Origin of the sequence: Streptomyces sp. NPDC050422 (genome assembly GCF_044458665.1) — a bacterium.
Taxonomy (GTDB): Bacteria; Actinomycetota; Actinomycetes; order Streptomycetales; family Streptomycetaceae; genus Streptomyces.
This window is the reverse complement of sequence record NZ_JBITIE010000015.1, coordinates 182,050-203,687: the sequence shown is the minus strand read 5'-3', so window position 1 is coordinate 203,687 and position 21,638 is coordinate 182,050. Positions and strand designations below refer to the sequence as shown.

At 69.4% G+C, this 21,638-nt stretch carries 16 protein-coding genes; 7 read left to right on the top strand and 9 right to left on the bottom strand.

The features are described from left to right. Window positions 1-23: 23 nt before the first annotated feature. Complete coding sequence (locus ACIBJG_RS24620; protein ID WP_399310430.1) at window positions 24-1,274, bottom strand: site-2 protease family protein; 1,251 nt, start codon at window positions 1,272-1,274, stop codon at window positions 24-26. Window positions 1,275-1,446: 172 nt separating this feature from the next. Between ACIBJG_RS24620 and ACIBJG_RS24615 the strand changes: the two genes are divergently transcribed. Further along, window positions 1,447-2,292, top strand: coding sequence for a RecB family exonuclease (locus tag ACIBJG_RS24615; RefSeq protein ID WP_399310500.1), 846 nt, complete (start codon window positions 1,447-1,449; stop codon window positions 2,290-2,292). 9 nt (window positions 2,293-2,301) lie between these two features. Continuing rightward, window positions 2,302-2,973, top strand: a complete 672-nt coding sequence (locus ACIBJG_RS24610; protein ID WP_148016141.1) for a response regulator transcription factor — start codon at window positions 2,302-2,304, stop codon at window positions 2,971-2,973. A gap of 33 nt (window positions 2,974-3,006) precedes the next feature. Here ACIBJG_RS24610 and ACIBJG_RS24605 read toward each other — a convergent pair whose 3' ends face one another. The 3 genes from ACIBJG_RS24605 to metH form a co-directional block, all read right to left on the bottom strand. Continuing rightward, window positions 3,007-4,602 carry an ABC transporter substrate-binding protein gene (locus tag ACIBJG_RS24605; RefSeq protein ID WP_399310428.1) on the bottom strand — a complete coding sequence of 532 codons (1,596 nt, stop codon included), beginning with the start codon at window positions 4,600-4,602 and terminating at the stop codon, window positions 3,007-3,009. 361 nt (window positions 4,603-4,963) lie between these two features. Then, on the bottom strand, window positions 4,964-5,665 hold the full coding sequence (locus ACIBJG_RS24600; protein WP_399310426.1) for an HAD family hydrolase: 702 nt from the start codon (window positions 5,663-5,665) through the stop codon (window positions 4,964-4,966). A gap of 119 nt (window positions 5,666-5,784) precedes the next feature. Continuing rightward, window positions 5,785-9,297, bottom strand: a complete 3,513-nt coding sequence (metH, locus tag ACIBJG_RS24595; protein WP_399310424.1) for a methionine synthase — start codon at window positions 9,295-9,297, stop codon at window positions 5,785-5,787. Window positions 9,298-9,537: 240 nt separating this feature from the next. On the opposite strand from metH, the gene ACIBJG_RS24590 reads away from it, so the two are divergent. From ACIBJG_RS24590 to ACIBJG_RS24570, 5 genes are all read left to right on the top strand, one after another. Then, entirely contained in the window at window positions 9,538-10,302 is a 765-nt protein-coding gene (locus ACIBJG_RS24590) for an IclR family transcriptional regulator (protein ID WP_399310422.1), read from the top strand. 230 nt (window positions 10,303-10,532) lie between these two features. Next, window positions 10,533-11,324, top strand: coding sequence for an MIP/aquaporin family protein (locus ACIBJG_RS24585; protein WP_399310419.1), 792 nt, complete (start codon window positions 10,533-10,535; stop codon window positions 11,322-11,324). A gap of 53 nt (window positions 11,325-11,377) precedes the next feature. Next, on the top strand, window positions 11,378-12,919 hold the full coding sequence (gene glpK, locus ACIBJG_RS24580; protein ID WP_399310418.1) for a glycerol kinase GlpK: 1,542 nt from the start codon (window positions 11,378-11,380) through the stop codon (window positions 12,917-12,919). A gap of 5 nt (window positions 12,920-12,924) precedes the next feature. After that, entirely contained in the window at window positions 12,925-14,538 is a 1,614-nt protein-coding gene (locus tag ACIBJG_RS24575; RefSeq protein WP_399310416.1) for an FAD-dependent oxidoreductase, read from the top strand. Window positions 14,539-14,751: 213 nt separating this feature from the next. Further along, window positions 14,752-15,423, top strand: a complete 672-nt coding sequence (locus ACIBJG_RS24570) for a FadR/GntR family transcriptional regulator (RefSeq protein ID WP_399310414.1) — start codon at window positions 14,752-14,754, stop codon at window positions 15,421-15,423. Between the two features lie 123 nt (window positions 15,424-15,546). Here ACIBJG_RS24570 and ACIBJG_RS24565 read toward each other — a convergent pair whose 3' ends face one another. The 5 genes from ACIBJG_RS24565 to ACIBJG_RS24545 all read right to left on the bottom strand — a co-directional run bounded on the left by ACIBJG_RS24565 (window position 15,547) and on the right by ACIBJG_RS24545 (window position 21,398). Continuing rightward, the gene (locus ACIBJG_RS24565) at window positions 15,547-16,599 is read right to left on the bottom strand and encodes an ABC transporter permease (RefSeq protein ID WP_399310413.1); all 1,053 of its coding nucleotides are present in this window, start codon (window positions 16,597-16,599) and stop codon (window positions 15,547-15,549) included. After that, the gene (locus ACIBJG_RS24560) at window positions 16,596-18,116 is read right to left on the bottom strand and encodes a sugar ABC transporter ATP-binding protein (protein ID WP_399310412.1); all 1,521 of its coding nucleotides are present in this window, start codon (window positions 18,114-18,116) and stop codon (window positions 16,596-16,598) included. The genes ACIBJG_RS24565 and ACIBJG_RS24560 overlap by 4 nt, the downstream gene beginning before the upstream one ends. Window positions 18,117-18,118: 2 nt before the next feature. Then, window positions 18,119-19,159: a sugar ABC transporter substrate-binding protein gene (locus tag ACIBJG_RS24555; protein ID WP_399310410.1), complete on the bottom strand. Its 1,041-nt coding sequence runs from the start codon at window positions 19,157-19,159 to the stop codon at window positions 18,119-18,121. A gap of 125 nt (window positions 19,160-19,284) precedes the next feature. Continuing rightward, window positions 19,285-20,064 carry an SDR family NAD(P)-dependent oxidoreductase gene (locus ACIBJG_RS24550; RefSeq protein WP_399310409.1) on the bottom strand — a complete coding sequence of 260 codons (780 nt, stop codon included), beginning with the start codon at window positions 20,062-20,064 and terminating at the stop codon, window positions 19,285-19,287. Further along, on the bottom strand, window positions 20,061-21,398 hold the full coding sequence (locus ACIBJG_RS24545; RefSeq protein ID WP_399310408.1) for an enolase C-terminal domain-like protein: 1,338 nt from the start codon (window positions 21,396-21,398) through the stop codon (window positions 20,061-20,063). Before ACIBJG_RS24545 ends, ACIBJG_RS24550 begins: the two co-directional genes overlap by 4 nt. Window positions 21,399-21,638: the final 240 nt, after the last annotated feature.

The window sequence follows — 21,638 nt, the reverse complement described above, 5'->3', positions numbered from 1 at the left end:
CCGGCCCGGGTCACCCGGCAGCCTCAGGCGGCGGGGCGGGCCATGGCGGCGACGAACGCGCGCTCGACGTCGGCGGTGGACAGCACTCCGTAGATCTCACCGGTGTCCTCCACGACGAGGTACTCGGTGGCGGGGCTGGCCTTGAGGCGGTCCAGGAGGGCTTCGCCCGCGAGTTCGGCGGAGACCTTCATGCCGTCCGTGAGGTCCTGGGCCAGGCCGCTGACGGCGACCCAGGGGCGGCGGTGTTCGGGGACGGCGACGATCGCGGCTTCCCGGACGAGTGCCTGGGGTTCGCCGCTCGCGTCGACGACGACGAGGGCGCGGGCGCCCGCCTCGTTGGCCCGGCGCAGGGCCTCGGAGAGCGGGGTGCCGGGCTCGACCGGGACGGCGCGCCGGGTGAGGGTGCGGGCCTGCAGGTCGGGGAGGTGCTCACGGAGCCGGGCCATGCGCAGGCTGTTGCCCGCACCGGTCCAGATGATGGCGGCGAGGATCGCGGCGAGCAGGGCGTCGGTGACGGTGTCCATGCCGCTGATCTCGCGGTTGCTGCTCCCGAGGGACCCGGTGTGGGTGAGGAGGGGCAGGCCGATGAGGGTGATGACGGCGAGGGCGCGGCCGACCCAGGCGGCGGCGACGGTGCCGCTCATCGGGCGGCCGGTGATCTTCCACACGACGGCGCGGAGCATCCGGCCGCCGTCGAGCGGGAGGCCGGGAAGGAGGTTGAACGCGGCAACGATGAGGTTGGAGATCATCAGTCCGCCGAGCAGCACGCCGGGCACGGTGCCCGCTTCGACGAACTTCATCGGGACGTAGAAGACCCCGGCGAGGACGAGGGAGAGCAGCGGGCCGACGAAGGCGAGGACGAATTCGCGGCCGGGGGTCTCCGATTCCTTCTCGATCTCGGAGACGCCGCCGAAGAACTGGAGCTGGATGCGGCGGACCGGGAGCTTGTAGCGCAGGGCGACGACCGTGTGCGCCAGCTCGTGGACGAGCACGGAGGCGTAGAACGCGATCGCGAAGAAGAGGGCGACCAGATAGCGTGCCGCGCCGAGGTCGGGCAGCACGCGGTCGAGCTGGCCGCCGAAGACCCAGGTGATCAGGGCTGCCACGACGAACCAGCTGGGTGCCACGTAGACCGGCACACCGAAGGGGCGGCCCATGAGGATGCCGCCTCCCGGCTCTTCCTTGCGTCCCGGTGCGCCCTTGTCGGGGCCGTCGCCGGGGCCCTTACCCCCTGCGCCGGGCTGCGGCCGCCCGCTGTCGCCGCTCTCGTCCACGAGGTCCCTTCGGTCGGTGCCGTTTCGGCACGATCATGCAGTGTTCGAGGGTCTGTGGTCGATGGTATGCCGATTGGTGTCAGTGGCGGGTCGTAGGGTCTTCGTCATGACTTCAGTACCGCGGCCGCCTCAGCCGCCCTCGTCCCTTTCGCCGTCGCGGGCGAGCGATTTCATGCAGTGCCCCCTGCTGTACCGCTTCCGGGTCATCGACAAGCTGCCGCAGAAGCCCAGTGAGGCAGCTACCCGGGGCACGTTGGTGCATGCGGTTCTGGAGCGGCTCTTCGACAATCCTGCGGCGGATCGCACGCCGGGCCGGGCCACGTCGCTGATCCCGGCGCAGTGGGACCGGCTGCTGGAGTCGAAGCCGGAGCTGTCGGAGCTGTTCGCCGAGGATCCGGAGGGCGAGCGGCTCGCGCGGTGGCTGTCGGAGGCGGAGCGGCTGGTGGAGCGCTGGTTCTCGCTGGAGGATCCGACGCGCCTGGAGCCGGCCGAGCGGGAGATGTTCGTCGAGACCGAGCTGGAGTCGGGGCTGCGGCTGCGCGGGGTGATCGACCGGATCGACGTGGCGCCGACGGGTGAGGTCCGGATCGTCGACTACAAGACGGGGAAGGCGCCGCGTCCGGAGTACGCGGAGGGCGCGCTGTTCCAGATGAAGTTCTACGCGCTGGTGATCTGGCGGCTCAAGGGTGTGGTGCCGCGCCGGCTCCAGCTGGTCTACCTCGGCAGCGGCGATGTGATGACGTACGACCCGGTGGTGGCGGACCTGGAGCGGGTGGAGCGCAAGCTGCTGGCCCTCTGGGACGCGATCTCGCTGGCCACGGAGACCGGTGAGTGGCGGCCGCGGCCGACGAAGCTGTGCGGCTGGTGCGACCATCAGGCGCTCTGTCCCGAATTCGGCGGGACTCCCCCGGTGTATCCGCTGCCGGTGCGCCCGGCGGAATCACCGCAGGATGACCAGGGCAGAATGGACCCGGTCCGGGCTGAGGCCGGCCGGCCTGCGGCCCTTGAAGGACATTGAGGAGATCTCGTGGCAATCCGCGTCCTGCTGGTCGACGACCAACCACTGCTGCGTACCGGCTTCCGGATGATTCTGGAAGCGGAGGGCGATCTCGCGGTGGTGGGCGAGGCCGGTGACGGTCTCCAGGCGCTCGACCAGGTGCGGGCGCTGCAGCCCGATGTGGTGCTGATGGACATCCGGATGCCGCGGATGGACGGTGTCGAGGCGACGCGCCAGATCACCGGTCCCGGCCGCGACGGTCCGGCGAAGGTGCTGGTGCTGACGACGTTCGATCTGGACGAGTACGTGGTGGAGGCGCTGCGCGCCGGCGCGAGCGGCTTCCTGCTGAAGGACGCGCCGGCCAATGAGCTGGTGCAGGCGATCCGGGTGGTCGCGGGCGGCGAGGCGATGCTCGCCCCGAGCATCACGCGCAGGCTGCTCGACAAGTACGCGGACCATCTGCCGTCCGGCGAGGAGCCGGTGCCGGACACGCTGCACACGCTCACGGACCGTGAGGTGGAGGTCCTGAAGCTGGTCGCACGCGGCCTGTCGAACGCGGAGATCGCCGCCGATCTGTTCGTCAGCGAGACCACGGTCAAGACGCATGTGGGTCATGTGCTGACGAAGCTGGGGCTGCGCGACCGCGTGCAGGCCGCGGTGTACGCGTACGAGAGCGGACTGGTGCGCCCCGGCGCCCAGTGACCCCGCGAGGGGCGGACGGCCGGGGCGGGCGGATCAGCTGGTGCCGAGTTCCCAGAGGTGGATGTCGGCGGACGAGGTGACCGCCCATTCGACACCGGTGAGGCCGTCGCGGGAGGCGACGTACTGCTTGCCCTGCCAGACCGGGAGGACCGGGACGTCCTCGGCGACGATGTCCTGGAGCTTCTTGAAGGTCGTGGCGGCGGCGCTGCGGTCGGCCTCGCGGCGGGACTCGGGGATGAGCGTCTTCTGGGCCGCGGTCGACCGGTAGGGCGAGTTGAGGAAGTTGTCCGTGTCGAGGAACGGCGCCGTGTAGTTGTCCGGGTCCGGGAAGTCGGGGAACCAGCCCATGCCGTACACGGCGTAGTCGCGGCGCAGCTCCGCGGGGCGGTACTTCGCCCAGGGGGTGCCCTTGACGGAGACGTCGAAGAGTCCGGTGCTGTTGAGCTGCCGCTTCAGGGTCGCGAACTCGTCGGCGGTGGCTTCGCCGTAGTAGTCGCTCGTGTAGTTCAAGGTGAACTTCACCGGGGTGTGAATGCCCGCGTCCTTCAGGATCGTGGCGGCCTTGGTGGCGCTGGGTTCGCCGTACTTGTTGAAGAACGAGTTCGTGTGTCCGGTGATGCTGGACGGAATCAGTGAGTACAGCGGTTCGGCCGTGGTGCCGTACACCTCGCTCGCGATCTGGCCGCGGTCGATGATCTGGGCCATGGCCTGGCGGACCGCCTTGTTCTTCACGGCGGGGGCCTCGGTGTCGAAGCCGAGGTACCTGATGGCGAGGCCGGGCATCTCGGTGAGCTTGATGCCGTCCTTGGGGTGCTCCAGCATCTGCTGGGACTGCTTCGGCGACATGGTGCGCGTCATCATGTCGATCTTCTTCTCGTCGAGCGCCTTGCCCATGGCCGCGGCGTCGGGGAAGGAATCCAGTTCGACCTTCTCGTTCAGCACCTTGAGATCCCCCTTGTAGCGGGGGTTCCTGGTGAAGACGACCTTCTCCACGCGGCCGTTCTTCACTTCCGGCTTCATCGTGTACGGACCCGATCCGTCCACCTGGAATCCGCTGCGGGGCGTGGTCGCCGGATATTTGTCCCGCTGGACTATTCCGGCGGGCGGCGTCGCGAGTTTGTACGGGAAGGTGGCGTCCGAAGTCCGGAGGTGGAATACGACCTCGCGGTCGCCCATGGTCTCGATGGTGTCGATGTTGTTGAGCAGGGCCATCGGTCCGTTGGCGGACTTGATCCGGATCACGCGGTCGATGGAGTACTTGACGTCCTCGGCGGTGACGGGGCTGCCGTCCGCGAAGGTCAGGCCGCTGCGCAGCTTGCAGCGGTAGCTCTCGTTGGCCATGTCGGTGAAGAGACAGCTCTCGGCGGCCTCGGGCGTCGGCAGGCCGCCGCTGCGCGGGACGTGCATCAGGGTCTGGACCGTCTGCCGCAGTACGTTCCAGACGCCCGCCTCGTAGCCGAGGGCGGGGTCGAGGGGCGCGGGGGCGTCCTTCGAGGCGACGAACTGGTCCGTAGTGCCGACAACGATGGCGCCGTTGCCATCGCTCCCGCCGTCCGACGCGCCGCAGGCGGCGAGTACGGGCGCGAGCAGGCCGACGACGGCCGGCAGCACCAGAGTCTTGCGGTTCATCGTGGACGCTCTCCCTCATGCGGTCATGGAGAAAACGACATTAGTAGGCGCCCCGTCATTGCCGGACCGGTGTCGCGGCGCACGTAATCAGAGGGGCTGGAAAGCCGACGGTGAGCCGATTTCCTGCTCCCGGAATGATTCGTACACGGATTCACCAATCGGGACACTTGGGGACACCGGACGGGCGGCACGGCGGATTCCGGAGTCACTTCGATCATCGAATGAGTGACGAAGCTCACGCGGCGGACACCCTGGCGGATTGACATGTACCCGCCTTATCGACACCGCGATGCGACATAAAACGCACGGCCTTTCGCGAGAGTTTTTCCATTCATTCACAGAAATACTCTCGGTATGCGGATCACCGCATACCGGTGACCAGGCCCCTGAGAAATGCGAGATCGACTTCTTCGAGCGAACCGACGACGACCCGGCCGGCCGCCGGTGCGATCGGGGCCACGGACGGCACGGCGACCACCCGGCACCCCGCGGCCTCCGCGGCGGCCACGCCCGTCGCGGTGTCCTCGATGACGGCGCAGAGCCGGGGGTCGGCCCCGAAGCCGCGCGCGGCCGTGAGGTAGGGCTCCGGGTGGGGCTTCGTGCGGGTGACCTCGTCGCCCGCGACGGTGAGCGCGAAGTGGTGACGGCCCACCGAGTCCAGAACCCGGTCGATGATCCGGCGGTGCGAGGCGGAGACGAGGGCGGTGGGAACCTCGTGTCTCGCGAGCTCGGCGAGCAGCCGTGCCGCGCCCGGCATCAGCGGCACTCCGTCGGCGATGCGCTTCTCGAAGCGGTCGTTGAGCAGCACGGTCAGTTCGTCGAGGGTGACGTCCGCGCCGGTCACGTCCATGAGATATCCGGCGCTGCGGGTCATCGGCCCGCCGACGACCACGTCCTTCCACGCCTCGTCCAGCCGGTGCCCCAGATCGGCGAAGACCGACACCTCGGCGTCCCACCAGAACCCCTCGGTGTCGACCAGGGTGCCGTCCATGTCGAGAAAGACGGCCTGCAGGGCTGCACCCTCGGCCGTACGGGTCGGGGACGCGGGGATCGTACTGGTCATCCGGCACACCTTCCATGAGGGACGAGAAGGCCGGCCGCCTTTCCCGGAGGGAGGGCGACCGGCCTGCACTGGACCGACCAGTGTACGACTCGTGCTGCTACCGCGCGTCTAACGGAGCCTTACCGCGCGTTGAAGTACTTCGCTTCGGGGTGGTGGATGACGATCGCGTCAGTGGACTGCTCGGGGTGGAGCTGGAACTCCTCCGACAGGTGGACCCCGATCCGCTCCGGCTGGAGCAGGTCGGCGATCTTCGCCCGGTCCTCCAGGTCCGGGCACGCACCGTAACCGAGGGAGAAGCGCGCACCGCGGTACTTGAGCGCGAACATGTCCTCGACATCGGCCGGGTCGTCGCCCGCGAAGCCGAGCTCGGAGCGGACCCGGGCGTGCCAGTACTCGGCGAGCGCCTCGGCGAGCTGGACGGACAGGCCGTGCAGCTCCAGGTAGTCACGGTAGGAGTTGGCTTCGAAGAGCTTGGCGGTCTCGCCGCCGATCTTCGAGCCGACGGTGACGACCTGGAGGCCGATGACGTCCGTCTCGCCGGACTCCTCGGGGCGGAAGAAGTCCGCGAGGCACAGGCGGCGGCCGCGGCGCTGGCGCGGGAAGGTGAAGCGGGTGCGCTCGGAGCCGTCCTCGTGGAGCAGGATCAGGTCGTCGCCCTTGGAGACGCAGGGGTAGTAGCCGTAGACGACGGCGGCTTCGAGGAGGTTCTCGGTGTGGAGCTTGTCGAGCCAGCCGCGCAGGTGGGGACGGCCCTCGGTCTCGGCGAGCTCCTCGTAGGTGGGTCCGTCGCCGGCGCGGGCCTGCTTGAGGCCCCACTGGCCCTTGAAGAGGGCGCCTTCGTCCAGCCAGGAGGCGTACTCCTTGAGCTGGATGCCCTTGACGACGCGGCTTCCCCAGAACGGCGGGGTGGGGACGGGGTTGTCGACGGCGACGTCGGAGCGCACGCCCTCCTCCGGCTCCTCGACTTCCAGCACGGCCGTGTCGCGCCGGGGGACGCGGCGTTGCTTGAGTTCGGGGAGAGTGGCTCCGGGGACGCCGCGCTTGACCGCGATCAGGGCGTCCATCAGGCGCAGGCCCTCGAACGCGTCGCGGGCGTAGCGGACCTCGCCCTCGTAGATCTCGTGGAGGTCCTGTTCCACGTAGGCACGGGTGAGGGCCGCGCCGCCCAGGATCACCGGATAGTCGGCGGCCAGCTTGCGCTGGTTGAGCTCCTGGAGGTTCTCCTTCATGATCACGGTGGACTTGACCAGGAGACCGGACATGCCGATGACGTCGGCCTTGTGTTCCTCGGCGGCGTCCAGGATCGCGGAGACGGGCTGCTTGATGCCGATGTTGACGACGTTGAACCCGTTGTTGGACAGGATGATGTCGACGAGGTTCTTGCCGATGTCGTGGACGTCGCCGCGCACCGTGGCCAGGACGATGGTGCCCTTGCCCTCGGCGTCGGACTTCTCCATGTGCGGCTCCAGGTGGGCCACCGCGGTCTTCATGACCTCGGCGGACTGGAGCACGAACGGCAGCTGCATCTGGCCCGAGCCGAAGAGCTCGCCGACGACCTTCATGCCCTCCAGCAGGGTGTCGTTGACGATGTCGAGCGCCGGGCGGGACTTCAGCGCCTCGTCGAGGTCGGCCTCCAGGCCCTTCTTCTCGCCGTCGATGATCCGGCGCTGGAGGCGCTCGTCGAGCGGCAGCGCGAGGAGTTCCTCGGCCTTGCCCTCCTTCATCGACTTCATGTTGACGCCCTCGAACAGCTCCATGAGCCGCTGCAACGGGTCATAGCCCTCGGCGCGGCGGTCGTAGATCAGGTCGTGGGCGGCCTTGACCTGCTCCTCGTCCAGCCGGGCGATGGGAAGGATCTTCGACGCGTGCACGATCGCGGAGTCGAGACCGGCCTTGACGCACTCGTCCAGGAAGACGGAGTTCAGGACGACGCGGGCCGCCGGGTTCAGACCGAACGAAATATTGGAGAGGCCCAGCGTGGTCTGGACGTCGGGGTGACGCTTCTTCAGCTCACGGATCGCGCCGATCGTGGCGACGCCGTCGCCCCGTGACTCCTCCTGGCCGGTACAGATCGTGAAGGTCAGGGTGTCGATGAGGATGTCCGACTCCTGGATGCCCCAGTTGCCGGTCAGGTCCTCGATCAGCCGCTCGGCGATCGCGACCTTGTGCTCGACGGTCCGGGCCTGGCCCTCCTCGTCGATCGTCAGGGCGATCAGCGCGGCACCGTGCTCGGCGGCCAGCCGGGTGACCTTCACGAAACGCGACTCGGGCCCGTCACCGTCCTCGTAGTTCACCGAATTCAGCACCGCACGCCCGCCGAGCTTCTCCAGACCCGCCCGCAGCACCGGCAGTTCGGTGGAGTCCAGCACGATCGGGAGCGTCGAGGCGGTCGCGAAACGGCCGGCCAGCTCCTCCATGTCCGCGACGCCGTCGCGGCCCACGTAGTCGACGCACAGGTCGAGCATGTGCGCGCCCTCGCGGATCTGGTCGCGGGCCATCTCCACGCAGTCGTCCCACCGGGCCTCCAGCATGGCCTCGCGGAACTTCTTCGACCCGTTGGCGTTCGTACGCTCACCGATCGCGAGGTACGAGGTGTCCTGACGGAACGGAACCGTCTGGTACAACGACGCGGCCCCCGGCTCCGGGCGCGGCTCGCGCTCGGCGGGGACGGTGCCCCGTACCCGGTCCACCACCTGGCGCAGGTGCTCCGGAGTCGTGCCGCAGCACCCGCCCACCAATGACAGCCCGTACTCGCGGACGAACGTCTCCTGCGCGTCGGCCAGGCCCTCGGGGTCCAGCGGGAAGTGCGCGCCGTCCTTCGTGAGTACCGGCAGGCCCGCGTTCGGCATGCAGAGCAGCGGGATCCGGGAGTGGCGGGTGAGGTAGCGCAGGTGCTCGCTCATCTCGGCCGGACCGGTCGAACAGTTCAGCCCGATCATGTCGACGCCCAGCGGCTCCAGCGCGGTCAGCGCGGCGCCGATCTCCGAGCCCAGCAGCATCGTCCCGGTCGTCTCGAACGCCAGCGAACACAGCAACGGCAGATCGCTGCCCAGGGCGTCCAGCGCGCGCCGCGCACCGAGCACCGCGGCCTTCGTCTGCAGCAGGTCCTGCGTCGTCTCCACGATCAGCGCGTCCGCACCGCCCGCGATCAGCCCCTCGGCGTTCTGCTGGAAGCCGTCCCGCAGCGTGAGGTAGGGGACGTGGCCGAGTGTCGGCAGCTTCGTCCCCGGACCCATCGAACCCAGCACCCAGCGCTGCTGCCCGGTCGAGGCGGTGAACTCGTCCGCCACCTCACGCGCGATGCGCGCGCCGGCCTCGGAAAGTTCGTGGACGCGTTCGGGAATGTCGTACTCGCCCAGAGCCGCCGTGTTGGCGCCGAAGGTGTTCGTCTCCACGCAGTCCACGCCGACGGCGAAGTACTCCTCGTGCACCGAACGCACGATGTCGGGGCGCGTGAGGTTCAGGATCTCGTTGCAGCCTTCGAGGTCCTCGAAGTCCTCCAGCGTGGGGTCCTGCGCCTGGAGCATGGTGCCCATGGCACCGTCGGCCACCACGACTCGGGTGGCGAGCGCCTCGCGGAGGGCTGCGGCTCGGTTCCGGCTGTCGGCGGAAGGGGTCGGCGACGAGGCCATGGATGTACTCCCTGGGATGCGACGGCTGTCGGCTTTGCGGCTTCGGCGGAAGGCGCACCCGGCCAGGGTAGCCGGGCGGCGTCCCGGGGCGTCACTCTGTCCCACGAATCGGACTGCATGCTGTTCAGGCGGTCGTCCGGGGCTGCCGGGGTGCCGCAGAATTCCCTTGCGATCGAGCATGGGTCGGCATGGACCGATACTGTTCAGCATTGTCGAACCGAGGTGGAGGAATACAGCGCGATGGCCAAGAACATCCAGTCGCTGGAGCGGGCAGCCGCGATGCTGCGTCTGCTGGCGGGCGGCGAGCGGCGGCTGGGACTGTCCGACATCGCCTCCTCCCTGGGCCTGGCCAAAGGCACCGCACACGGCATCCTGCGCACGCTCCAGCACGAGGGCTTCGTCGAGCAGGACGCCGCCTCCGGCCGCTATCAGCTGGGGGCCGAGCTGCTGCGCCTGGGCAACAGCTACCTGGACGTCCACGAGCTGCGGGCCCGCGCACTGGTCTGGACGGACGACCTGGCCCGCTCCAGCGGCGAGAGCACCCACCTCGGCGTACTGCACCAGCACGGCGTACTGATCGTCCACCACGTCTTCCGCCCCGACGACAGCCGCCAGGTCCTGGAGGTCGGGGCCATGCAGCCACTGCACTCCACGGCCCTGGGCAAGGTCCTGTCCGCCTACGACCCGGTGGCCCACACGGAGGCCCTGGAGGCGGAGCGCCAGTCCTTCACGCCCCGCACCGTCACCGATCCGGAGGAGTTCGAGTCGATGCTCGACCTGATCCGCGCACGGGGCTGGGCGGCCGACGTGGAGGAGACCTGGGAGGGCGTGGCCGCGGTGGCCGCCCCCATCCACGACCGGCGCCGGATGCCGGTGGGAGCCGTGGCCGTGACCGGTGCGGTGGAGCGGGTGTGCGCGGACGGCGAGCTGCGGCCCGAGCTGGTGGCGGCGGTACGGGACTGCGCCCGCGCGGTCTCACGGGATCTGGGCGCCAGGCGCTTCTGAGCTTCCTGCGGGATCACCGGTAACGATCGAGTTATAGAACACACACCCCTTGACGCCCCATTCACCTGGGGGAAACACTGCCGTGCACCGGTCGGCATTGTCGAACGCTTAACGGAAATTCGCGTTAAGGTGTGACAGAGCCAAGGCCGGCAACGCCCTCACATGAGGGCGCGGACCACCGGAGGGACCCGGGGTTCGGCTTCCCTGGACGAAGGACAAAGGAGTCGCGGGTGTCCAGCTCCGACATCTTCATCGGCGAGACCATAGGTACCGCCGTACTCATCCTGCTCGGCGGCGGTGTCTGTGCCGCCGTCACGCTCAAGCGCTCGAAGGCACGGGACGCCGGCTGGCTCGCCGTCACCTTCGGGTGGGGCTTCGCTGTGCTGACCGGCGCGTATCTGGCCGGCGGCGTATCCGGAGCGCACCTCAACCCGGCGGTCACCATCGGCCTGGCGATCGAGGGCGGCACCAAGTGGAGCGACGTACCGCTCTACCTCGCCTCCGAACTGCTCGGCGCGATGATCGGCGCGGTGCTGGTCTGGCTGGTCTACTACGGACAGTTCCGGGCCCACCTCACCGACCCGGAGATCCTGAGCGACCATTCGGGTGAGGAGGGCATGGTCGACAAGGCCGCGGCCCCCAAGGCCGGACCGGTGCTCGGCATCTTCACGACGGGCCCCGAGATCCGTAACGCCGTGCAGAACGTCGTCACCGAGATCATCGCCACGATCGTGCTGGTCCTGGCGATCCTCACGCAGGGCCTCAACAACGACGGCAACGGCCTCGGCACGCTCGGCGCGCTGATCACCGCTCTGGTGGTCGTCTCCATCGGTCTCTCGCTCGGCGGCCCGACGGGCTACGCGATCAACCCGGTTCGCGACCTCGGTCCGCGTATCGTGCACGCGCTGCTTCCGCTGCCGAACAAGGGCGGATCCGACTGGGGCTACGCCTGGATCCCCGTCGTCGGACCGCTCGTCGGCGGCGCACTCGCGGGCGGGCTCTACAACCTCGCCTTCGCGTGAGCCCCAGGGCCCAGAGCCGTCACCCCCACCACACAGACTTCCGGGAGCACACCGTGACCGACGCACACACCACCGGCACCCACGGCACCGGGCCGTTCATCGCGGCCATCGACCAGGGCACCACCTCCAGCCGCTGCATCGTCTTCGACAAGGACGGCCGGATCGTCTCCGTCGACCAGAAGGAGCACGAGCAGATCTTCCCGAAGCCGGGCTGGGTCGAGCACAACGCGACCGAGATCTGGGAGAACGTCCAGGAGGTCGTGGCGAGCGCCATCGTCAAGGCCGGCATCACCGCCGCCGACGTGAAGGCGATCGGCATCACCAACCAGCGCGAGACCACGCTGCTCTGGGACAAGCACACCGGTGAGCCCGTCCACAACGCCCTCGTCTGGCAGGACACCCGCACCGACGCGCTCTGCAAGGAGCTCGGCCGCAACGTGGGCCAGGACCGCTTCCGCCGCGAGACCGGACTGCCGCTCGCCTCGTACTTCGCCGGACCCAAGGCCCGCTGGCTGCTCGACAACGTCGAGGGGCTGCGCGAGCGCGCCGAGCGCGGCGACATCCTCTTCGGCACCATGGACTCCTGGATCATCTGGAACCTGACCGGCGGCACCGACGGCGGCGTCCACGTCACCGACGTCACCAACGCCTCGCGCACGCTCCTGATGAACCTGCACACCATGGCGTGGGACGACAAGATCCTCACCTCCATGGACATCCCGGCGGCCCTGCTGCCCGAGATCCGGTCCTCGGCCGAGGTCTACGGCAACGCCAAGGGCGGCGTGCTCGACGGCGTGCCGGTCGCCTCCGCGCTGGGTGACCAGCAGGCCGCGCTGTTCGGCCAGACGTGTTTCGCCGAGGGCGAGGCCAAGTCCACGTACGGCACCGGCACCTTCATGCTGATGAACACCGGCGAGACGCCCGTCAACTCCTACAACGGGCTGCTGACCACGGTCGGCTACCAGATCGGTGACAAGAAGCCGGTCTACGCCCTTGAGGGCTCGATCGCCGTCACCGGTTCGCTGGTGCAGTGGATGCGCGACCAGATGGGCCTGATCCAGTCCGCGGCCGAGATCGAGACCCTGGCCTCGTCGGTCGAGGACAACGGCGGCGCGTACTTCGTGCCGGCGTTCTCCGGCCTCTTCGCCCCGTACTGGCGCCCCGACGCCCGCGGTGTCATCGCCGGTCTCACCCGCTACGTCACCAAGGCGCACATCGCCCGTGCCGTGCTCGAGGCGACCGCCTGGCAGACCCGCGAGATCAGCGACGCCATGACCAAGGACTCCGGCGTCGAACTGACCGCGCTCAAGGTCGACGGCGGAATGACCTCCAACAACCTGCTGATGCAGACCCTCGCCGACTTCCTGGACGCCCCCGTGGTGCGCCCGATGGTCGCCGAGACCACCTGCCTCGGCGCCGCCTATGCCGCCGGCCTGGCCGTCGGCTTCTGGCCCGACACCGACGCGCTGCGCGCCAACTGGCGCCGGGCCGCCGAGTGGACCCCCCGCATGGACGCGGACACCCGCGACCGCGAGTACAAGAGCTGGCTCAAGGCCGTGGAACGGACCATGGGCTGGCTGGACGACGAGGAGTAGACAACATGACCACCCTGCAGAGCGTCCCCGCCCTGGGGACGCACCCGGCCTCCGGCTCCCTTCCGAGCCGTGCCGAGACTCGGGAGCAGCTCTCCAAGGCGACGTACGACCTCCTGGTCATCGGTGGCGGCATTCTGGGCATCTCCACCGCCTGGCACGCCGCGCAGTCCGGGCTGCGGGTGGCCCTGGTGGACGCCGGCGACTTCGCCGGCGCCACCTCCTCCGCCTCCTCCAAGCTGCTCCACGGCGGTCTGCGCTACCTGCAGACCGGTGCGGTGAAGCTGGTCGCGGAGAACCACTTCGAGCGCCGTGCGGTATCGCGTCAGGTGGCCCCGCACCTGGCCAACCCGCTCACCTTCTACCTCCCCGTGTACAAGGGCGGACCGCACGGCGCGGCGAAGCTCGGCGCGGGTGTGTTCGCGTACTCGGCGCTGTCCGCCTTCGGTGACGGCGTCGGCCATGTGATCAGCCCGGCCAAGGCGCAGCGCGATGTGCCCGAGCTGCGTACGGACAACCTGAAGGCCGTCGCGGTGTACGGCGACGACCAGATGAACGACGCGCGGATGGCGCTGATGACGGTCCGCGCGGCCGTCGAGGCGGGGGCGACCGTCCTCAACCACGCGGCGGTGACCGGGCTGCGGTTCACCAAGGGCCGGGTGACGGGCGCCGATCTGGAGGACCGTCAAGACGGCACCGAGTTCGGTGTGACCGCCCGGCTGGTGCTTAACGCCACCGGTCCGTGGGTCGACCACCTGCGGAAGATGGAGGACCCGAACGCGGCGCCTTCGATACGTCTGTCCAAGGGTGCGCACCTGGTGCTCAAGCGCACCCGCCCCTGGAAGGCCGCGCTGGCCACCCCGATCGACAAGTACCGCATCACGTTCGCCCTGCCGTGGGAGGACATGCTGCTCCTCGGTACGACGGACGAGGAGTACGAGGGCGACCCGGCGGACGTCGCGGTGACCGAGAAGGACACCGCGCAGATCCTGGACGAGGCGGCGTTCTCGATCAAGGACCAGCAGCTGTCGCGCGATCTGATCACGTACTCCTTCGCGGGGCTGCGGGTGCTGCCGGGCGGGCCCGGTGACACCTCCAAGGCCAAGCGCGAGACGGTGGTGACCGAGGGCCGCGGCGGGATGCTGTCGGTGGCCGGCGGCAAGTGGACGACGTTCCGCCACATCGGCCGTACGGTGATGAACAAGCTGGCCGCGCTCCCCGGGCACCCCCTGGCCGAGGACATGGAGCCGATGGCCCGGCTGCCGAGGAAGCTCCCGCTGCCCGGCATCGCCAACCCGAACGCGGTGGCGCACCGGCTGCTGGTCGACGGCGGTACGCCGGGTCCCCGGATGTCCGCCGACACGGCACGGCACCTGGCCACGCACTACGGTTCGCTGTCCTTCGACATCGCCCGGCTGGCCAACGACAAGCCGGAGCTCGCGCAGCGCATCCACCCCGACGCGCCGGAGATCTGGGCGCAGGTCGCCTACGCCCGCGACCACGAGTGGGCCGAGACGGCGGACGACGTCCTGCGGCGCCGGACGACGCTGACGATCCGGGGTCTGGCGACGGACGAGATCCGGGCCGGCGTCGAGTCGATGCTGGACGACCGCAAGAGCTGAGCCGTCGAGGAGGGGGCGGCGTCCCATGGGCGCCGCCCCCTCCTTCGTGTTTCCTGTGCCGATTCACACGGGCGGTTCCGGACTCCGCCGGACGGAACGGGCGAACCGCTCCGGCCGGGCGGGACGGCGGGGCCCGGGGTTGCCCCGAAGGGCGCACCGGTCGTCCGCGGGGACGCATAATGGTGCGATACATCGGATGTCTGGAGGTCGCCCATGGCTGTCACTGACGAGGCCATCGAGAAGATCAAGGGAATGATCGTCTCGGGTGCGCTGAGGCCCGGCGATCGTCTCCCCAAGGAGAGCGAACTCGCCGCGGAGCTCGGTCTGTCCCGCAACTCACTGCGGGAAGCGGTGCGCGCCCTGTCGCTGATGCGCATTCTCGACGTACGACAGGGCGACGGCACGTACGTCACGAGTCTCGATCCGCAGCTGCTGCTGGAGGCCCTGAGCTTCGTGGTGGACTTCCACCGCGACGACACGGTGCTGGAGTTCCTGGCGGTCCGCCGGATCCTGGAGCCGGCCGCGACCGCGATGGCGGCGAGCCGGATCAGTGAGGAGCAGCTGGACGTGCTGAGCGCACAGCTGGACGCGCTGGGTGAGCACCCCTCGGTCGAGGAGCTGGTGGCCTGCGACCTGGAGTTCCACCGCGGCATCGTGCAGTCGTCCGGCAACTCGGTGCTCTGCTCGCTGCTCGACGGTCTTTCGGGGCCGACGACCCGGGCGCGGGTCTGGCGCGGTCTGACCCAGGAGGACGCGGTGAGCCGCACGCTCCACGAGCACCGGGCGATCGTCTCGGCGCTGCGGGACCGCGACGCGGAGGCTGCGCGGGCCTGGGCGACGGTGCATGTGGCGAGCGTGGAGCAGTGGCTGCGGTCGACGCTGTAGCTGCGCGTGCGGCAGCGGGAAGGGGCGGGTGGGGTTTTCCCCTACCCGCCCCTTCCCGTAACCGGGGCTCCGCCCCGGACCCCGCGCCTCAAACGCCGGCGAGGCTGGATGCGCCCCGTCCGTTCAGTCCTGCTTCTCACCGCTCGCGAAGCGGGAGATGACCAGGGCGACGATGATGATGGCACCGTTGAGGAACTGGTTCCACAGCGCCGGAACGCCGCCGAGCGTCATCACGTTGACCACCAGCTGGAGTGTCAGTACGCCGGTCAGCGCACCGAACAGCGTGCCTCGCCCGCCCTTGAGGCTGATGCCGCCGATCACGGCCGCGGCGAACACCTGGAAGATCCAGCCGTTGCCCTGGGTCGCGGCGACCGCCCCGTAGTGGCCGGTGTAGAGGATGCCCGCGAACGCTGCCAGCAGACCGCCGATGGCGAGCACGATCCAGGTGACCCGGTCGACCCGGATGCCCGCGGCGCGTGCCGCTTCCGGGTTGCCGCCGATCGCGTACAGCGAGCGTCCGTGGCGCAGCCAGGCCAGGGCCGCGCCACCGATCGCGAAGAGGACCAGGCAGATCCAGACGGCGGCCGGGGCCCCGAACCACGAGGTCTTGCCGAGGTAGCGGAAGGACTCCGGGACATCGGTGATGGACTTGCCCTCGGTGATGCCGATGTGCAGGCCGCGCAGCATCGTCAGCATGCCGAGCGTGGCGATGAAGCCGTTGACCCGGAGCTTCAGCATCAGGAAACCGTTGATGGCTCCGATGACGAGCCCGACCAGCAGACAGAGCGGGATCGCCGACCAGCTGGGAAACAGTCCGAGGCCGGCGAAGCGGCCGCCCTCGGAGTCCAGCACCAGCCACATGGCGACGACGGGCGCGATGCCGATCGTCGACTCCAGCGAGAGGTCCATCCGGCCGCAGATGAGGATCAGCGCCTGGCCCAGGACCAGCAGGCTCAGCTCCGAGGACTGCTGGACGACACTGATCAGGTTGTCGGAGGTGAGGAAGACCGGCGAAACGATGAAGCCGATCACCATCAGCACCAGGATCACCGGCACCAGCGAGAAGTCGCTCCACCGGATCAGCTTGAGCCGGCTCAGCGGGCCGGCCTCGCCCGCACCTCCCTTCAGAGCCCCGTCGATGTCCTCGGCCGTGGACGGCCGTATCGTGCCGGTCATTCCCTTTCCCCCACACCTTCCATGGCGGCGACGAGTTCCCCGTCGGACCACCCGCTTGCGAATGTTGCGACGACCCGCCCGTGGAACAGGGCGAGGACCCGGTCGCAGACCCGCAGATCGTCCAGCTCGTCCGAGACGACGACTGCGGCGTTGCCCTCGTCGGCGACCCGCCGGACGACCCCGAGCAGCGAGTCCTTGGACTTGACGTCCACACCGGCGGTGGGCCGGACCGCCACCAGCACGCTGGGCCCCCGGGCCAGTGCGCGGGCGACCACCACCTTCTGCTGGTTGCCGCCGGAGAGCCCGGACACGGGCTGCTCGGGCCCCTGGGTCTTGATGTCCAGCGATTCGATCATGCCCCGGGCGAACTCCCGCGTACGGGAAGGCAGTACGGTCCCCCACGGGCCGAGCTGGTCGGCGACCGTGAGCGTGGCGTTCTCGGCGACGCTGCGCTCCAGGACCAGGCCCTGGTCGTGCCGGTCCTCGGGGATGTAGCCGATCCCGGCGGCCAGGGCGTGCGGCACGCTGCCCGAGCGGACGGCCTGTCCGCGCACCCGGACCGTACCGCCGCCCGCCTTGCGCATGCCCGCCAGCACCTCGCCGAGCACGGTGTTGCCGCTCGCCGCGGAGCCGGCGAGACCGAGCACCTCGCCGGGGCGCACCTGGAGGTCCAGCGGTTCGAACCGGCCTTCCAGGGTGAGCCCTTCGGTACACAGGACGGGCTCCGCCGAGGCATCGGGGGGCGTGGCGGTGCCGGCCGCGTGCCAGGCGACGGCTCCGGCGGACTTCTCGCCCGTCATGGCCGCCACCAGCTCCGTCTTCGTGACGTCGGCGACCGGGGCGGTCAGTACGTGGCGGGCGTCCCGGTAGACGGTGACCGCCGTGCACAACTCGTACACCTCCTGCAGGTGGTGGGAGATGAAGAGGAACGCCACTCCCTGGTCCTGCAGTTCCCGGAGCTTGTCGAAGAGCCGGCCGATGCCGCGGGCGTCGAGCTGGGCGGTCGGCTCGTCGAGGATGATCAGCCGGGCGCCGAAGGAGAGCGCCCGGGCGATCTCGACGAACTGCCGCTGCTCGACCGCGAGATCGCGTGCCCGGGTGTTCGGGTCGACCTGGACGCCGTACTCGGCGAGGAGCTGCTCCGCGCGTTTGCGCAGCTTCCCCCAGCTGATCCAGCGGGCCTTGTCGTCGAACCGGTTGAGGAAGAGGTTCTCGGCGACGGTCAGATCGGGGACGACCATCGACTTCTGGTAGACGCAGGCGACCTTCGACTGCCAGGCCGTGGTGTCCCCGAAGGCGGGCGCGGGCTCCCCGCCGAAGGTGACCGTGCCCGCGTCCGCCTTGTGGAGGCCGGTCAGTACGCTGACCAGCGTCGACTTTCCCGCGCCGTTGCGTCCGACGAGTGCGTGCGACTCACCGGGCCGCACCATGAGCTTCACCCCGTCGAGCGCCACGGTCGGCCCGAAGCGCTTGACGACGCCTTCCGCCTGTACGGCAGGTGGTGGTGCCTGGTCCATGACTAGCTCTTCTTCTCCAGCTGGTTGGCCCACAGCTTCGGGTCGTCGACGTTGTCCTTCGTCACCAGGGGCGCGGGGAGCTGGTCCTCGAAGCCGTTCGGGATCTTGATGATGTTCGAGTCGTGGTCGGTGGGACCTTCCTTGAAGGTCTTCCCTTCCAGGGCCGCCTTGGCGTAGTACAGCGCGTACTTCGCGTACAGGTCGGCGGGCTGGGAGATCGTCGCGTCGATCTTCCCGGCCTTGATGGCGTCGAACTCCTCCGGGATGCCGTCGTTGGAGATGATCGTGATGTGGCCCGGGGTGCCGGCCGGCTTCAGCAGCTTCTTCTGCTCCAGCAGCGCGAGGGTGGGCTGCAGGAAGACGCCGCCCGCCTGCATGTAGATGCCGTTGATGTCGGGGTGCGCGGCCAGGGTGGACTGGAGCTTCGCGGAGGCGACGTCGCCCTTCCAGTCGGTGGCCAGCTCGAACACCTTGATGTCCGGGAAGTCCTTGTCCATGCATGCCTTGAAGGCCTCGGACCGGTCGCGGCCGTTGATCGAGGACAGGTCGCCCTGGAACTCGACGACCTTGCCCTTGCCCTTCAGCTGCTCGCCGAGGTACTTGCAGGCGTTCGTCCCGTACGCCTTGTTGTCGGCCCGCACCACCATGTAGATGTCGCCCTTGTCGGGGCGGGTGTCGACGCTGATGACGGGGATCTTCTTCTCGTTCAGCGTGTTGAGCGACTCGGCTATCGCGCCGGTGTCCTGGGGGGCCATCACCACGGCCTTGGCGCCCTGGTCGGTGAAGGTCTGGACGTTGGCGACGAGCTTGCCGATGTCGTTCTGGGAGTTGGTCAGCGGCAGGGCCTTGACCCCACCGTCCTTCACCCCCTTCTCGACGTAGTTCTGGTAGGAGTTCCAGAAGTCGCTGTCGCTGCGCGGCAGGTCGATGCCGACCTTGCCGCCACCCGCACCGTCGTCCGATGACTCGCGGTTGCAGCCCGCGAGGACAGTGACGGCCAGCAGCACGGCGCAGGCCGCCGCACTCGTCGTACGCACTCTCATTGGTGTCCCGTTCCTTTGTGGAGTACCGGCTCGAAGGATCTGATGGCATTGCGGGGTGCGTGGTACAGGTGGTGCGGATGCTGTGAGAGGTACGGTCCGGACCGTCCAGTCCGGACCTCTCACGGTCAGCCGTCGGCGGGGCGCAGGCGCAGGCCCTGCATTCCACCGTCGACGGCCAGTGCCGTGCCCGTCACGGAGGCCGCGGCGGGGCTGGCGAGGTACAGGATCGCGGCGGCCACCTCGTCGGCGGAGACCAGCCGGCCCAGCGGCTGCCGCCCGTTGAGGGCCGCACGTTCGGCGGCCGGGTCGTCGGCCTGGCCCAGGAGCCGGCCGATCCACGGGGTGTCCGCGGTGCCCGGGTTGACGCAGTTGACGCGGACGCCCTCGCGGACGTGGTCGGCTGCCATGGCCAGCGTCAGGGACAGGACGGCGCCCTTGCTCGCGCTGTACAGGGCGCGCTGGGGCAGCCCCGCCGTCGCGGCGATCGAGCAGGTCTGGGTGATCGAGACGGCGCCGGGGCGCTCGGCGGCGGCCCTGCGCAGGTGCGGCAGGGCGTGCCGGGCGGTGCGGACCATGCCGAGGACGTTGATGTCCAGGACCCGGGTCCACTCCTCGTCGTCGTTGTCCTCGACGGTGCCGATGGATCCGATGCCCGCGTTGGACACGAGCGTGTGCAGGGAGCCCAGTTCGGCGGCCGCGCGGTCCACGCCCTCGCGGACGGCGGCGTCGTCGGTGACGTCCGCCTTGACGGCGAGGATGCCCTTAGGGGCCCCCGCGGTCTCCCGGTCGAGCACCGCGACGCGCGCCCCGCGCTCCAGCAGCATGGTCGCGACAGCGGCCCCGATACCGGAGGCGCCGCCCGTCACCAGAGCGTTCATCCCCTCGAAGTCGCGTGTGCCGGTCATCGGCTGTCCTCCTTGTTGGTGCGGCGGGCCTGCCATACGGGGCCCTCCGGGTAGCGGTGTGCGGCGATCGACTCGGGGTGCATGCGGGCGGAGAAGCCCGGCGCCGCCGGGGCGGTGTAGCGCCCGGACTCGATCACGGCGGGGTCGACGAAGTGCTCGTGGAGGTGGTCGACGTACTCGATCACCCGGTCCTCCCAGGTGCCGGAGACCGCCACGTAGTCGAACATCGAGAGGTGCTGGACCAGCTCGCACAGTCCGACGCCGCCCGCGTGCGGGCAGACGGGCACGCCGAACTTGGCGGCGAGCAGCAGGATCGCCAGGTTCTCGTTGACACCGGCGACGCGTGCCGCGTCGATCTGGACGAAGTCGACGGCTCCGGCCTGGAGCAGCTGCTTGAACACGACGCGGTTGGCGACGTGTTCACCGGTGGCGACCTTGACCGGCTGGCCGGCGCGCACGGCGGCGTGGCCGAGGACGTCGTCGGGGCTGGTCGGCTCCTCGATCCAGTGCGGGTCGTACGGCGCGAGCGCGGTCATCCACTCCACCGCGTCCGCGACGTCCCAGCGCTGGTTGGCGTCGACCGCGATCCGTACGTCGGTGCCGACGGCCCGACGGGCGAGCGCGAGCCTGCGGACGTCGTCGCCGACGTCACCGCCGACCTTCAGCTTGATCTGGGTGTAGCCGTCGGCGACGGCCTCCTTCGCCAGTCTGACCAGCTTGTCGTCGGTGTAACCGAGCCAGCCGGGCGAGGTGGTGTAGGCCGGATATCCCTCGGCGCGCAGCCGCGCCGCGCGCTCGGCCCGGCCCGGCTCGGCGGCGCGCAGGATCGCGAGCGCCTCCTCGGGGGTGAGGGCGTCGGTGAGATAGCGGAAGTCGACCAGGGAGACGAGCTCCTCGGGCGTCATCTCGGCCAGGAACTGCCAGACGGGTCTGCCCGCGTGCTTGGCGGCCAGGTCCCAGGCGGCGTTGACGACCGCGCCGGCCGCCATGTGCATCACGCCCTTCTCGGGGCCCAGCCAGCGCAGTTGCGAATCGTGGGTGAGGTCCCGGTACAGCGCGCCGAGGTCGGCCGCGGTACGGGGCACCGGACGCCCGATCAGGTAGGACCGCAGTGCCTCGATGGCGGCCGCCATCACCTCGTTGCCGCGCCCGATGGTGAAACAGAAGCCATGTCCCTCGACAGCGCCGCCCGCACCGTCCGCGGCGTCGGTACGCAGGACGACGTAGGCGGCCGAGTAGTCGGGATCGGGGTTCATGGCGTCCGAGCCGTCCAGTTGTTCCGAGGTCGGAAAACGGATGTCGTGGACCTCGAAATCCGTGACGGTCTGACTCATGTGCGCCCCCAGGGGAAATAACATCGGACCTCTGCTCTGGTCATCCGATGTATAGCGCCCCGAAGGCCCCAACGTCCAGAGTTGAGCGGAAACTGACCCCACACAGCTCGGATGTATGACGCGCCCGATGACCGGCTTCGCATGCTGATACAACCTGGCCGGCCAGGTTTGTCCCACCGTGCGCAAGGGCTGCGGCGGGGGTGGCCGGAAGCCGTAAGGTTGTTCCGTACGCAAGGGAAC